Source organism: Bacillus sp. JJ634 (assembly GCF_036962285.1).
GTDB classification, from domain to species: Bacteria; Bacillota; Bacilli; order Bacillales; family DSM-1321; genus Peribacillus; species Peribacillus asahii_A.
The window spans coordinates 1-14,379 of sequence record NZ_JBALMU010000026.1 but is presented as its reverse complement, the minus strand read 5'-3'; the positions used below and the strand labels follow the sequence as shown (position 1 = coordinate 14,379).

The following is a 14,379-nucleotide window of genomic DNA, read 5'->3' as shown; positions in this document are numbered from 1 at the left end:
TATATGTAGTGTAGACATGGTTTTAATAAAAACCACGTTTTGCTTCTTTGTGCAGAATTTCTGCGAGTTTTAATAGGGGGTAATATTCTGATGACAAAAAATGATGTTTATCAAGCACGTAAGTCCTTTGAAGTAGAAGGAAAACAGTACAACTACTACAGCCTTGCTGCTGTTGAGCAAGCAGGTGCAGGACAAGTTTCAAAATTACCTTATTCAATCAAGGTACTTCTTGAAGCGGTTCTTCGCCAAGTAGATGGCCGAGTAATTACTAAAGAGCATGTTGAAAACCTTGCAAAATGGGGAACTAGCGAACAAAAAGAAATCGACGTTCCTTTCAAACCATCACGTGTAATCCTACAAGATTTCACTGGTGTACCAGCAGTAGTTGACCTTGCATCTCTTCGTGGAGCAATGGCTGCTGTAGGTGGAGACCCACAAAAAATCAACCCAGAAATTCCAGTTGATCTTGTAATTGATCACTCTGTACAAGTTGATAAAGCTGGTACAGCGGACTCTCTTGCAGCAAACATGGATCTTGAATTCGAACGTAACACTGAGCGTTACCAATTCTTAAGCTGGGCTCAAAAATCATTCAATAACTACCGTGCGGTTCCACCAGCAACTGGTATCGTTCACCAAGTTAACCTTGAGTACCTTGCTAATGTTGTTCACGCAAATGAAAATGCTGATGGTACATTTGAAGCATTCCCGGATTCAGTATTCGGTACAGACTCTCATACAACAATGATCAATGGTATCGGTGTTCTTGGATGGGGTGTAGGTGGTATCGAAGCGGAAGCAGGTATGCTTGGACAACCTTCATATTTCCCAGTTCCAGAAGTAATCGGTGTTAAATTAACTGGTCGTCTTCCACAAGGAACAACTGCAACTGACCTTGCACTAAAAGTAACTCAAGTTCTTCGTGCAGAAGGCGTTGTAGGTAAATTCGTTGAGTTCTTCGGTCCTGGTGTAGGTTTACTACCACTTGCTGACCGTGCAACAATTGCAAACATGGCTCCTGAATACGGTGCAACTTGCGGATTCTTCCCAATCGACGATGAAGCACTTGATTACCTACGTTTAACTGGCCGTGATGAAACACAAATTAAAGTTGTTGAAGCATATTGCAAAAACAACGAATTATTCTACACAGCTGATAAAGAAGATCCAACATACACTAAAGTTGTTGAAATCAACCTTGCTGACATTGAACCAAACCTTTCTGGTCCAAAACGTCCACAAGATTTGATTCCACTTTCTCAAATGAAACAATCTTTCCATGATGCAATCAATGCACCAATGGGTAACCAAGGTTTTGGTTTAAGCGAGAAAGAATTGGATAAAGAAATCACTGTTAAATTTGCTGATGGTACAGAAACAAACATGAAAACTGGTGCTATCGCAATCGCTGCGATCACTAGCTGTACAAATACATCTAACCCATACGTAATGCTTGGAGCAGGTCTTATTGCGAAAAAAGCAGTTGAAAAAGGCTTAACTGTTCCTGATTATGTAAAAACTTCTTTAGCACCAGGTTCTAAAGTTGTTACAGGTTACCTTCGTGATGCAGGTCTACAACCATACCTTGATCAATTAGGATTCAACGTAGTTGGTTACGGATGTACAACATGTATCGGTAACTCAGGTCCATTAGCTCCAGAAATCGAAGAAGCTGTTGCAGACGCAGATTTATTAATTACATCTGTACTTTCTGGTAACCGTAACTTTGAAGGACGTATCCACCCACTAGTAAAAGGTAACTACCTAGCTTCTCCAACTTTAGTTGTAGCTTACGCTCTTGCTGGTACTGTAGATATCGACCTACAAAAAGATTCTTTAGGTAAAGACAAAGACGGTAACGATGTATACTTAAACGACATCTGGCCATCAATCGAGGAAGTTAACGAAGTTGTTAAATCAACAGTTACTCCTGAATTATTCCGTAAAGAATATGAAACAGTATTCACGGATAACCAACGTTGGAACGAAATCGAAACTAGCAACGATGAAATCTATACTTTCGATACAAAATCAACGTACATTCAAAACCCACCATTCTTCGAAGGAATGTCAGCTGAACCAGGAACAGTTGAACCACTTGGCGGTCTTCGCGTAGTTGGTAAATTCGGTGACTCAGTAACAACTGACCACATTTCTCCTGCAGGTTCAATCGGTAAAGATACACCAGCTGGTATCTACCTACGTGAAAATGGTGTTGCAATTCGCGACTTCAACTCTTACGGGTCTCGTCGTGGTAACCACGAAGTAATGATGCGCGGAACATTTGCTAACATCCGTATCCGTAACCAAATCGCTCCAGGTACAGAAGGTGGATTCACTACTTACTGGCCAACAGGCGATGTAATGGCTATCTATGATGCTTGTATGAAATACAAAGCTGACGGAACTGGCCTTGCTATCTTAGCTGGTAAAGACTACGGTATGGGATCTTCTCGTGACTGGGCTGCTAAAGGTACAAACCTTCTTGGCATTAAAACAGTTATCGCAGAAAGCTTCGAGCGTATCCACCGTTCTAACCTTGTGTTAATGGGTGTTCTTCCACTTCAATTCAAAGCTGGAGAAAACGCTGAAACACTTGGCTTAACTGGTGAAGAAGCAATCGCTGTTCAAGTTGATGAAACAGTTAAACCACGTGATCTAGTAAAAGTTACAGCTACTGCTAAAGATGGTTCTGTAAAAGAATTCGAAGTACTAGTACGTTTCGACTCTGAAGTTGAAATCGACTACTACCGTCACGGTGGTATCCTTCCAATGGTATTACGCGGAAAATTACAAGCGTAATTATAGTTGGGAAAACGGCAAACCTACATTTTAGGTTTGCCGTTTTTTTATTGGAGAAATACTTTCCATGTGTCGTCATTATTGATACTATTTAAAGAAGAAATGTAAAATTGTACTAATTGGTGAGTAGGATTAATAAGGTAAACGAGAATGTCAACATAGGGAGGCTGTTTTATGATTAAAAAAGTTATCGCTTCAATTTTTTTACTTTCCTTGATCACTTTCTCTATTGTACAAGCAATGGATCAGCAAAAAGAAAAGAAAACAGAAGAGCTGGATCAATTAGGCGGATTAAAGATTGGTGGAGAGGCTCCAGATTTTACGTTAAAAACACTAGAAGGGAAAGAGGTTTCTTTATCGGATTATAAGGGAAAAAAAGTGATGTTAAACTTTTGGGCAACCTGGTGTCCACCATGTAAAAAAGAAATGCCAGCTATGCAGCAATTTTCTGAAGAAGCAGGAGAGGATATAGTTGTTTTGGCTGTGAATATGGATCCAGAAAATGATGTAGAAGGATTTGCGTTAAATTATGAATTAACCTTTCCAATTGTTCTAGATCAGCCAGAGTCAGGAAGTCTTATCAGTGAACAGTATAAAATCATGAGTATTCCTACGACTTTTTTTATTGATCGTGATGGCATTATTCAACATAAGTTCTTTGGTGAGATGCAGTTGAAAGATATGGAACGAAATATGAATAGTATGGAATAAGGAGCTAAAAGGAGGCTCCTTTTTTATATTTTTTGTAAATTTGGAAATAATGAAAAATACAAACTTTTACGATTAGTTAAATCAAAGGGACCTGTGCGCATAGTTATCCGTTCCTTGAAGCTTAACTGATTCTTCTTGTTTTTGAACTAGAAATCTGGATTTGCTATAAAAAATGGAAGTAGGTGATAAAATGAAAAGACACAAAAAAACATTTGAACAGTTAATACAGGATAATAAAAGAGAGCTGCTCGAAGATTATAAAATGCTTGAAATCATTGAAGAGAGAATTGAGAAACGACATATGCAAAAAGCCGAGTAAAAACTGGCAGCTATATTTCCTGCTATTTGATGCAAATTAATAGTAGGAGGCGATACTGATGAGTAACCCAAAAAAAGATTCTAAACACTTTAATCCTAACCATGTTGGAACAAAATCAAGATCATTTGGTGGAAACAAAGGAAAGCAAATGCAAGATCAAACAAGTCCAACTCCTCAAGTGATTCAAACAAAAGGGGAATAGCTGTTACATCTACATTCATAATAAGTATCTTATAATTATGTTATGTAAACTAAAAAGTTATTAGGGGGAAAAATGATGACTAAACCAAATCCAGATAATCGTGCTGATAACGTAGAAAAGCTGCAAACAGCTATTGAAAATACACGAGAGAATATACAGGCGGCAAATGAAGCAATCGAATGTTCATCATCAGCTGACGTAGAAGCAATTCAGGCTAAAAATGAGCGAAGAATGGAAAGTATAAACTCGATGGAAGCTGAAATTGAAGATGAGCAAGCAGCTCGAAAAAACGGATATAAGAGCAGTAATCAGTTTCAATAACTAATGAAAAAAGGCTATCCAAAGTTTTTATTTGGATAGTCTTTTTGCACTATTGGCAATGGGTACAGTAATTATTTTGACGTGAAGGCAACTCAAATATTCAGTTTTCCAATCGAAATTATGGTAAGATGAGGATGAGACACGTTAGTAAAAGGAGAGAGACTTATGCATATTGCTGAACATCAAATAGAAGTGCGTTACGCAGAAACCGATCAAATGGGCGTAGTCTATCATGCTAATTATTTAGTATGGATGGAACTGGGACGCACGCAGTTAATACGTGAATTAGGCTTTGAGTATGCTCAAATGGAGGCTGATGGTATTCTATCACCTGTGATTGATATTCAAGTTTCTTATAAAACGCCAGTCCGTTATGGACAAGTCGCAATAATTAAGACATGGATTGAAAGCTATGATGGAATCCGAGTCGTTTATGGGTATGAGATTTTCAATGGAAATCAAGACTTAGCTGTAACAGGTCAATCCTCACATGTATGTGTGAAAAAAGAAAGTTTTCGTCCTATTTCTATTAAACGGCTTTTTCCTGAGTGGCACGAGGCCTATGAGAAGAATAAGAAGCTAGTTTAAAACGATAATTTACATAAGTTGAGGTGAAAAAAGCCTTGGCCTTCGGGATTAAGCGTAAAGATTTAGAAGAATGGAAGTGTCGAATTGATACAGGGGAAATTGCTTTTTTAACACATTATTGGCTGGATGATCGATTTCCAGGCTGTAAAACGGTGACCAAAGTTGGCTGCAAAGATTTAGATCGTTTAGCCAAATGGGGACAACAGTATGGTTTAAAGAGAGAATGGATTGATCTTAGAAAAGATGGCTACTCTCATTTTGATTTACTGGGGGAAAAGCAAAAACAAATTTTAGCAGCAGAAGGAATTCACGAAAAGCTGATAAAATAACAACAGCGGCATTTAGCCGCTGTTGTTATTTTGCATACAGAAATTCTGGTTCACCTAGTTTTTCATTAAAGCGAATAATTAGGTCATGACCATCGAAAAACCAGAGGTCATTTTCTTCGATAAAGAAGGTTACTCCATCTTGCTCTGTTAATACAATCGGGTGAACCGGACGTTCCTGAGAAATACCTAACGAAAAGCCAGCTTGAATACTGCTGTGGCCGCCATACCTTACAAAAAAACGAATATATGCACCTGAAGATAAAGCTAGTTCCTCTTTATACCAATCTACTGCTTCATTAGAAATTTTAATATTCAATATGTCTCCTCCTTCTGTCGAACCCTCAATTTTGTATAGAGCAAAAGTTACATAAGTTGTGAAAAAACAGAATATTATTTCTGCATATTATTAATAAATCATTTTCTAAAAGTGTCTAAAAAGTTCACAAATATAGGGGATATTTATAAAATGCAACATGTTTATTTGTGATATTATAGGACTATAAATAGGTTTTAATGCCTATTTTTTGTTTTCGTCTAATTCTGCTAGTTTTTTTAGAAGAATAGGCATGGGCATATGCATTACTTGTTCTAGTGGAACATTCAACGCTTTTGCTAGTTTGATGGCTGTTTCAGGTGAAATTTGTAATGGTTTCATAGTAGAAGCTCCTTATTTTTCAAGATTTTATAGATGAAGAATACATGTATTACGAAAACAAGTGAAACTTTACCCAGCAGGTTATTGCCCCTTTCCTCATATCATTCCTCGCTTTTTCTCCATCTTGTGCTAGGTATTAACACCTATTTATGTAAGATTTATTGAAAGCTATATCAAGAAAAAATAAAAGTTCGCTTTAATCATTCCAACTAAATCTAAATAGAATCAGTAAAGCTTAAGATAAAAGAAAAAGATTGAAGCAAGCCATTCTTATAACGATTATTACTGAATCTGCGCCAGTAGTTTTGGTAATAAGGATAAGCTAACAGCTTGGCTATAAAACTCCTTGTATTGTAGCATGAATGTGGACAAAAAGCATGCTTGAGAAGTAGGTGAAGCATATGAATTTATACATAATACTTGTTTTTTTAGAGAAAGAAAAGGTCTTTGAATTCATTTTTCGGACATGTAGTGAGTGATGCAGACAGACTAACATATATAGGCGGCAGGTACAGCCGTTTTTTGAATGTTTTATATTTTTTCGCTAGGCATGTAACAGTGATTCTTTCACGGGAGGGAAGTAGATGAAGGTACTATCCAAATTCAAGAAAAGTCGAATGAACAAAGTTTTGACAGTAAATCCGGCAGCAGGGGAGATAAAGGTAAGCAATCCAGAAATAAAAAAACAGATAAAAATGATTGATTTAACAGAGAATGACCTCCGTATCATTTTTGCGTTTGGAGAAGTCATTTATGCCCAAATTGACGGACTTTTGGATGGTTTTTATCAAGCGTTATTGGAAGTTCCAGGGTTAAAGTCAATTATTACGAAGCATAGCACAATAGAGCGCCTGCGTTCTACACTATATACACATATTGTTACATTATTTGAAGGTGTTATCGATGATTCTTTTGTCGAAGCCCGTCTGCAAGTAGCTAAAAGCCACTATCGGATTGGTTTGGCATCGCGTTGGTATTTGTCCGCGTTCCAAAGCTTACAAAATTCAATGTTATCATTAATCTATACATACATACATAATGAAGAAGAGCAACGAGCTGTAATCTTTGCTATTACGAAAATACTAAGCTTTGAACGGCAATTAGTTATTCAGGCTTATGAAATGGAAAATCTGAAAGCACGTGAAATAGAATATGAAAAAGTCAAAAAAGATGTACAACGTCATATTTTAGGGATAAGTGAGGAATTACTCATATTAAGTGAAGAAACACATACTTCAATTAAGACGCTAGGGTTTAATGGTCAGGAGTTAGAGGACATTGTTAGGATTCAAACGGAACAGTCAACTTATTCTAGAATGAGTGCCGAAGAAGGACAGAGGTGCATGCTTCAACTAAAAACCAAATTATATGAACTGGTTGTATTTATGAATCATGTAGATCAAAATATTCACTCGCTGGATTCATCGTTGCAACAAATTACGGAGTTTGTTCAAATTGTCCAATCTATTGCGAATCAAACGAATTTACTATCATTGAATTCAGCCATTGAAGCAGCTCGTGCGGGTGAGCATGGAAAAGGGTTTGCCGTTGTAGCAAATGAGGTAAGAAAATTAGCGGATCAAACGAAAGAATCTATTGCGCAAATAGATGCTATTGTTCAGACGTCAAACGGTTATATGCAAAGTGTGCTTCAATCTGTTGTAGAAGTAAAAGAAGTGATGGAACTAGGAGAAAGAGAATCTACTGTAACGGTTGAATCTTTCGATAAGATTCTTGAATCGGTGGAGAAAGATGTTGTTGGAATGAATAAAATTAAGCAAAATATTCATTCATTTGTTATGGTTATTGATGAAATTAAAAGTGTAACAGAAAAGGTGGCATCTCAGGCGGAAACATTGAATCAGACAGCCGCAGAGTTATAAAAAAAGCCCCATTAAAAGGGCTTTTTTTATTCTATATCAAATAATAATTCATGGTAAGTGCACATATTATTTCGGCATAGCCGTTAATTTTAGGGGAAACGTGCCAATCCCCATTTAGCTACATACTTGCTCATTATAACCATTTAACTTTTGGTTCAGTTTTATTCATAATTCGTTTAATATTGGCTCGATGGCGATAAAAAATAAAAATTGTAAGGACTGCAATGACCACAATTAGTGGCCAATCGTCCAAATGGAAGATAAAGCAATACGTTAAGGAAGCCACAGCTGCAATCATGGATGATAACGAAACATATTTTGATATGTATAAGGCAATGAAAAAGACTATGAGTAAAAATAAAAATAAGAATGGCTCATATCCGAGTACGACACCTGCAGATGTAGCAACCGCTTTACCGCCTTTAAAACTAGCAAATATCGGAAACATATGTCCAACGGCTGCTAACACACCGGCTAATAGCAGGTGAATATCGGCTCCGAGTAATCCAGGAATAAGGGTCGCTGCCGTACCTTTTAAAATATCCATCAATGTAACAGCAATGCCAGGTTTAATTCCAAGTGTTCGAAATGCATTCGTTGCTCCAAGGTTTTTACTACCATGTTCACGAATATCTACTTTATAAAAGGTTTTACCAATAATTAATCCAGATGGAATGGATCCAATTAAGTAGGCAAGTAATAAAGAAAGTATAATAATTAACATCGAATGGCCCTTTCTAATAAAAAATTCTTGTTTTTTTCTTTAATAAATGGCTATGTTAAACAATATTGTTGCTACAATTAAGTTTGGTTTGTTTTAGCCCCACTCCATGAAACAAAGGAAAAGCGTGTTTTCTCCAAGAGGTCCCGCACAAAAGAAGCCAAAAACAACAGCATCATATAACAAAATTTAATAAATGGCAAGTTAAATAAACGAATGGCTACTTTATCCCACTCTTAACGGGCAGTAAGACCCCCACCTCAAGATTCAGAGTGAACAAGGAAGATAGGTGGGGGACAACTGCCCGTAAAGGTCCGATTGGTTCAACTAACCATCAGTGGGGGATGAAGGAACCCCCCCCACTGATGGAAGTTTCACTTTATTGTACCACTTTCTCGTTAAAAAGGACGGCCAAGTGATAAATTTCCTAAGAAAAAAATTGCTCTATATTATGATTAGAACATCATATTTCTAAAACGAAACGGAAAAGCTGATAAACGAAAAAGATCTGAATATATTTCATCTTATATAAAGTATTAGACTATTGTACCGGAGTGAAGTATAGAAAATATCCCCTTGCTAATGGAAATCGAGGAAGATTCTTTGTAAAATGGTTGGTAAGATTTAAAAGTATACTATCTTTTGAAAAGGAATGATAAACATGACAATTATAAATCCAAGCAGAGAAGAAATCGGAAAAATATTAAAAAAAGCAAAACGAATTGCTGTTATTGGTTTGTCTAATAATCCAGATCGAACTTCGTATATGGTGACAGAAGCGATGCAAAACTGTGGCTATGAAATTATTCCGGTTAACCCAACGGTAACAGAGGTACTTGGGGTGAAAGCCGTTGCTTCATTAAAAGATATAGAGGGGCATGTTGATATTGTCAATGTGTTCCGGCGTTCCGAATTTTTACCGGAAATCGCCAAAGAATTTGTTGAAATAGATGCGGATGTTTTCTGGGCTCAATTAGGAGTAGCGAATCAAGAGGCATATGATTATTTAACAGAGAAAGGCTATACCGTTATTATGGATCGTTGTATTAAAGTTGAACATGCCATGACAAAATAATAGATAAAATGAAGCTGCCATCAGTGAGAATTCTCATTGATGGTTAGTTAAATATATTGCTTATTTAAAACGTATTTGCTAAATAAACAAATACCATCTACAATTAATAGTTGGTATGCATCAAAATGAATAGTTAAGGTGCTAAATCAAGGGACGGCAAAAACAGAACACTTGTTCCTTTTTGGAGAATGTATTATACTTAATTTATTCACAGGAGCTTTAACTAGACTAGATTGTTAAAGCTTAGAGTCATTTCATGGTAGTATGATTTGGCCCGGAAATTGGTTTTGTTTAGAAAGGGGAATTTCTGTGGCAAAGAACAGCAAAACAATTGAGTATAACGATGATGCAATTCAAGTACTGGAAGGATTAGAGGCGGTTAGAAAACGTCCTGGTATGTATATCGGCAGTACAGATGTAAGAGGACTTCATCATTTAGTATACGAGATTGTGGATAACTCCGTAGATGAGGCGTTAGCAGGTTTCGGAGATCACATAATAGTCAAAATACATAAAGATAACAGCATCAGTGTGACAGATAAAGGACGCGGTATGCCTACAGGAATGCACAAGCTTGGCAAACCTACCCCAGAAGTTATTTTAACGATTCTCCATGCTGGTGGAAAATTTGGTCAAGGTGGGTATAAAACGAGCGGTGGCCTGCATGGTGTAGGTGCTTCAGTTGTCAATGCTTTGTCAGAATGGCTTGTCGTTACAATCAAGCGAGACGGCTATGTTTATGAGCAGCGTTTCGTAGATGGCGGGAAACCAGAGACGACGTTAGAGAAAATTGGGAAAACGAATCAAACAGGGACAAAAATACATTTCAAACCTGATGCTTCGATTTTTTCAGTTACAACTTTTAACTATCAAACATTAAGTGAACGACTTCGAGAATCTGCTTTTCTATTAAAAGGAATGAAGATTGAGCTTATTGATGAACGACATAGTCAGCAAGAGCTGTTTCATTACGAAAATGGCATCGAAGCGTTTGTAACTTATCTAAATGAAGAAAAAGATTCGCTGCATACGGTTGTTAGTTTTGATGGTAAGCAACATGATATAGAATTAGATTTTGCTTTTCAGTTTAATGATGGGTATTCTGAAAATATTTTAAGCTTTGTAAACAATGTTCGAACAAAAGATGGCGGTACACATGAAATAGGTGTCAAAACTGCGATAACTCGTGCTTTTAATGACTATGCGCGTAAGGCAGGCCTATTAAAAGAAAAAGATAAAAATCTAGAAGGTACAGATATTCGAGAAGGTTTATCAGCGATTATTTCCGTTCGGATTCCCGAGGAGCTGCTGCAATTTGAAGGACAAACGAAGAGTAAGCTTGGTACAAGTGAGGCTCGTTCAGCTGTAGATGCGATTGTGTCTGAACATTTAACGTACTTTTTTGAAGAGGATCCGACTACAAGCACCTTGCTCATTAAAAAAGCGATTAAAGCGTTTCAAGCTCGTGAAGCAGCGCGAAAGGCACGGGAAGATGCCCGAAGCGGAAAGAAACGAAAGAAATCAGATGCGATTTTATCTGGTAAATTAACGCCAGCTCAATCGAAAAACCCAGATAAAAATGAATTATATCTTGTCGAGGGGGATTCAGCTGGAGGTTCAGCGAAGCAAGGTCGGGATCGTCGTTTTCAAGCTGTATTACCGCTTAGAGGAAAAGTGATTAATACCGAAAAGGCGAAACTTGCGGATGTGTTTAAAAATGAAGAAATTAATACGATTATTCATGCGATTGGCGCAGGAGTTGGGCCAGAATTTAATGTGAGCGATACGAATTACGATAAAGTAGTTATCATGACGGATGCCGATACAGATGGAGCACATATTCAAGTGTTGCTATTAACTTTTTTCTACCGGTATATGAAACCGCTTATTGAAGCGGGAAAAGTATTTATTGCCTTGCCGCCCCTTTATAAGGTGAGCAAAGGGAGCGGGAAAAAGGAAATCCTCGAATATGCGTGGAGCGACGAAGAATTGCAAGCCGCTATCCAAAAAGTAGGAAAAGGCTATACGATTCAACGCTACAAAGGTCTCGGTGAAATGAATGCCGACCAACTATGGGATACGACGATGAATCCAGAAACGAGAACGTTAATCCGAGTGAAAATTGATGATGGTGCACGGGCGGAAAGACGTGTGACGACGTTAATGGGTGATAAAGTAGAACCGCGCCGAAAATGGATCGAGTCGAATGTTGCTTTTGGTCTCGAAGAAGAATCGAATATATTGGATAATGAAAATATGTCGATTGCAGAGGAGGCTGAATAAAGATGGCATCAGAAGAAAGATTTCGTGATTTACCGTTAGAAGAAGTGATTGGTGACCGCTTCGGACGGTACAGCAAATATATTATTCAAGATCGAGCGCTTCCAGATGCACGCGACGGTTTAAAGCCAGTACAGCGCCGGATTTTATATGCAATGCATGTAGAAGGAAATGTACATGATAAAGCGTATCGTAAAGCAGCCAAAACAGTCGGAAATGTAATCGGGAATTATCATCCGCACGGTGATAGCTCGGTTTATGAAGCGATGGTAAGAATGAGTCAAGACTGGAAGCTGCGTAATGTGATGGTACAAATGCATGGAAATAACGGAAGTATTGACGGGGATCCGCCAGCTGCGATGCGTTATACGGAAGCAAGATTATCTGCGATAGCTTCTGAGCTGCTCCGTGATATTGAAAAGCGGACCGTTGATTTTGTTCCAAATTTCGATGATACATCAGAAGAGCCTGTCGTTCTACCGGCGATGTTTCCAAATTTGCTTGTAAATGGTTCGACGGGAATCTCCGCTGGATATGCAACGGAAATTCCGCCGCATCAACTAGGTGAGGTCATTGATGCAACGATTATGAGAATTGATCATCCAGAAGCAACGGTTTCTGAATTAATGACGGTGCTGAAAGGACCAGATTTTCCAACCGGTGGTATTATTCAAGGGATTGATGGCATTAAAAAAGCATATGAAACTGGTAAAGGAAAAATCATAATTCGCTGTAAAGCCGAAATCGAAAGCATTCGAGGAGGCAAAGAGCAAATTGTCATAACGGAAATACCTTATGATGTGAATAAAGCCAATCTTGTGAAGAAAATCGATGAATTTCGTTTAGATCGAAAAGTGGAAGGAATTGCGGAAGTTCGTGATGAAACCGACCGTACAGGACTTCGTATCGTAATCGAGTTAAAAAAAGAAGCCGATGCACACGGTGTGCTTAATTATTTATATAAGAACTCTGACTTACAAATTGCTTATAACTTTAATATGGTAGCGATTTATAAAAAAAGACCAACTTTAATGAGTCTGCCTAAGCTGCTTGATGCTTATATTGAGCATCGACGGGAAGTAATTATTAATCGTTCTCGCTATGAATTGCAAAAAGCATATGATCGAGCTCATATTGTCGAAGGACTTATGAAAGCTTTATCTATTTTAGATGAAGTAATCGCAACCATCCGTGCATCTAAAGATAAACGTGATGCAAAAGATAATCTCATTGCGAAATTTGCTTTTACTGAAGCGCAAGCGGAAGCTATTGTTTCTTTGCAACTATACCGATTAACGAATACTGATATTACAGCACTTGAAAAAGAGGCGGACGAGCTTAACGCAAAAATTGCTGAGCTTACAAAAATTCTTGAGAGCGAAAAAGCGCTTATGCAAGTGATGAAAAAAGAACTGAAAGCAATTAAAAAAGATTATAACGATACACGCCTATCGAAAATTGAAGAAGAGATTGAAGAAATTAAAATTAATCTTGAAGTGTTAATAGCTAGTGAAGATGTCGTTGTGACTATTACCAAAGAAGGGTATGTAAAACGAACTTCTCTACGGTCATATGCGGCATCAGGTGGACAAGACTTTGGCATGAAAGATTCAGATCGCTTGCTGCAAAAGCTGGAAATGAATACGACAGACGTTGTTCTGTTGTTTACGAATAAAGGAAATTATTTGTATTGCCCAGTTCATCAACTACCTGATATAAGGTGGAAGGAAACAGGACAGCATGTAGCGAATATTATTCCGATTGATCGTGATGAACATGTAATCAAAGCGATACCAGTTAAAGATTTTGAAGAGCCACGCTTTTTATTACTTGCGACTCGAAACGGTATGGTGAAGAGAACAGAGCTCGCTTCCTTTAAAGCGCAGCGTTACTCTAAACCGTTAGTAGCGATGAATGTAAAAGGAGAAGACGAGCTTGTCGATGTCCATCTAACGGATGGAAGTTTAGATGTATTCTTCATGACTCATCATGGATTAGCGCTATGGTATGATGAAGAAGAAGTGAGCATTGTTGGTCCGCGAGCTGCAGGAGTAAAAGGGATTAACTTGAAAGAAGAGGATTTTGTTGTCGGTATGAAAGTGTTAGGAAAGGATACGGAAGAAGCGATTGCTATCGTCACACAACGTGGATCAGTGAAGCAGATGAAGCTGTCTGAGTTTGAAAAAACATCGCGAGCAAAGCGAGGCGTTGTTGTATTAAGAGAGTTAAAGGCTCATCCGCATCGAGTTATCGGCTTTGAAATGGTGACAAAACTAGATTGCCTTTCGATTCTTTCTGAGAAAGGGAAGCTTGAAACGGTCCAAGTAGCTTCATTAAAATATTCCGATCGTTATACAAATGGTTCATTTATTTTAGACGAAAGTGAAAGTGGACAAGCGAAAGAAATGTGGAAAAACTTAATCGAAGAAGTAGATAAAAGTATACATTAAACGAGAAAAATCCGTTCATTATAAGTGAACGGATTTTTCTCGT

General features: G+C 37.8%; 14 protein-coding genes and 1 pseudogene. 12 read left to right on the top strand and 3 right to left on the bottom strand.

Translation table 11 applies throughout. The annotated features are described in order from the left end of the window. Positions 1-90: 90 nt before the first annotated feature. The 7 genes from acnA (at position 91) to V7068_RS05180 (ending at position 5,272) form a co-directional block, all read left to right on the top strand. Positions 91-2,802, top strand: coding sequence for an aconitate hydratase AcnA (acnA, locus tag V7068_RS05210; protein ID WP_499711387.1), 2,712 nt, complete (start codon positions 91-93; stop codon positions 2,800-2,802). 174 nt (positions 2,803-2,976) lie between these two features. Then, positions 2,977-3,513 carry a peroxiredoxin family protein gene (locus V7068_RS05205; protein ID WP_499711385.1) on the top strand — a complete coding sequence of 179 codons (537 nt, stop codon included), beginning with the start codon at positions 2,977-2,979 and terminating at the stop codon, positions 3,511-3,513. 190 nt (positions 3,514-3,703) lie between these two features. Continuing rightward, positions 3,704-3,832 carry an FbpB family small basic protein gene (locus V7068_RS05200; protein WP_119118380.1) on the top strand — a complete coding sequence of 43 codons (129 nt, stop codon included), beginning with the start codon at positions 3,704-3,706 and terminating at the stop codon, positions 3,830-3,832. 58 nt (positions 3,833-3,890) lie between these two features. Next, positions 3,891-4,034 carry an acid-soluble spore protein N gene (locus tag V7068_RS05195; RefSeq protein WP_375348561.1) on the top strand — a complete coding sequence of 48 codons (144 nt, stop codon included), beginning with the start codon at positions 3,891-3,893 and terminating at the stop codon, positions 4,032-4,034. Positions 4,035-4,109: 75 nt separating this feature from the next. Beyond that, entirely contained in the window at positions 4,110-4,355 is a 246-nt protein-coding gene (gene tlp, locus V7068_RS05190; protein WP_499711384.1) for a small acid-soluble spore protein Tlp, read from the top strand. Positions 4,356-4,520: 165 nt separating this feature from the next. Beyond that, positions 4,521-4,943: an acyl-CoA thioesterase gene (locus V7068_RS05185; protein WP_127759981.1), complete on the top strand. Its 423-nt coding sequence runs from the start codon at positions 4,521-4,523 to the stop codon at positions 4,941-4,943. A 35-nt stretch (positions 4,944-4,978) separates the two neighbouring features. Then, complete coding sequence (locus tag V7068_RS05180) at positions 4,979-5,272, top strand: hypothetical protein (RefSeq protein WP_499711382.1); 294 nt, start codon at positions 4,979-4,981, stop codon at positions 5,270-5,272. Between the two features lie 25 nt (positions 5,273-5,297). Here V7068_RS05180 and V7068_RS05175 read toward each other — a convergent pair whose 3' ends face one another. After that, positions 5,298-5,588 (bottom strand): HesB/YadR/YfhF family protein, encoded by a 291-nt coding sequence (locus V7068_RS05175; RefSeq protein WP_499711381.1) that lies wholly within the window; start codon positions 5,586-5,588, stop codon positions 5,298-5,300. 201 nt (positions 5,589-5,789) lie between these two features. Continuing rightward, on the bottom strand, positions 5,790-5,927 hold the full coding sequence (locus V7068_RS05170; RefSeq protein ID WP_127759984.1) for a YycC family protein: 138 nt from the start codon (positions 5,925-5,927) through the stop codon (positions 5,790-5,792). Between the two features lie 584 nt (positions 5,928-6,511). Between V7068_RS05170 and V7068_RS05165 the strand changes: the two are divergent. Both V7068_RS05165 and V7068_RS05160 read left to right on the top strand, forming a co-directional pair. Further along, a pseudogene (locus V7068_RS05165) lies at positions 6,512-7,045 on the top strand (protoglobin domain-containing protein); the annotation flags it as partial. A 3-nt stretch (positions 7,046-7,048) separates the two neighbouring features. Further along, on the top strand, positions 7,049-7,810 hold the full coding sequence (locus V7068_RS05160; RefSeq protein ID WP_499711388.1) for a methyl-accepting chemotaxis protein: 762 nt from the start codon (positions 7,049-7,051) through the stop codon (positions 7,808-7,810). A gap of 133 nt (positions 7,811-7,943) precedes the next feature. Here the strand turns inward: V7068_RS05160 and plsY are convergent, their stop codons facing one another. Further along, positions 7,944-8,534 (bottom strand): glycerol-3-phosphate 1-O-acyltransferase PlsY, encoded by a 591-nt coding sequence (plsY, locus tag V7068_RS05155; RefSeq protein WP_499711380.1) that lies wholly within the window; start codon positions 8,532-8,534, stop codon positions 7,944-7,946. Between the two features lie 658 nt (positions 8,535-9,192). Here plsY and V7068_RS05150 point away from each other — a divergent pair. The 3 genes from V7068_RS05150 (at position 9,193) to parC (ending at position 14,336) form a co-directional block, all read left to right on the top strand. Further along, positions 9,193-9,606, top strand: a complete 414-nt coding sequence (locus V7068_RS05150; protein ID WP_252294773.1) for a CoA-binding protein — start codon at positions 9,193-9,195, stop codon at positions 9,604-9,606. A 309-nt stretch (positions 9,607-9,915) separates the two neighbouring features. Then, on the top strand, positions 9,916-11,889 hold the full coding sequence (gene parE, locus V7068_RS05145; RefSeq protein WP_499711378.1) for a DNA topoisomerase IV subunit B: 1,974 nt from the start codon (positions 9,916-9,918) through the stop codon (positions 11,887-11,889). A 2-nt stretch (positions 11,890-11,891) separates the two neighbouring features. Further along, entirely contained in the window at positions 11,892-14,336 is a 2,445-nt protein-coding gene (parC, locus tag V7068_RS05140) for a DNA topoisomerase IV subunit A (RefSeq protein WP_499711376.1), read from the top strand. Positions 14,337-14,379: the final 43 nt, after the last annotated feature.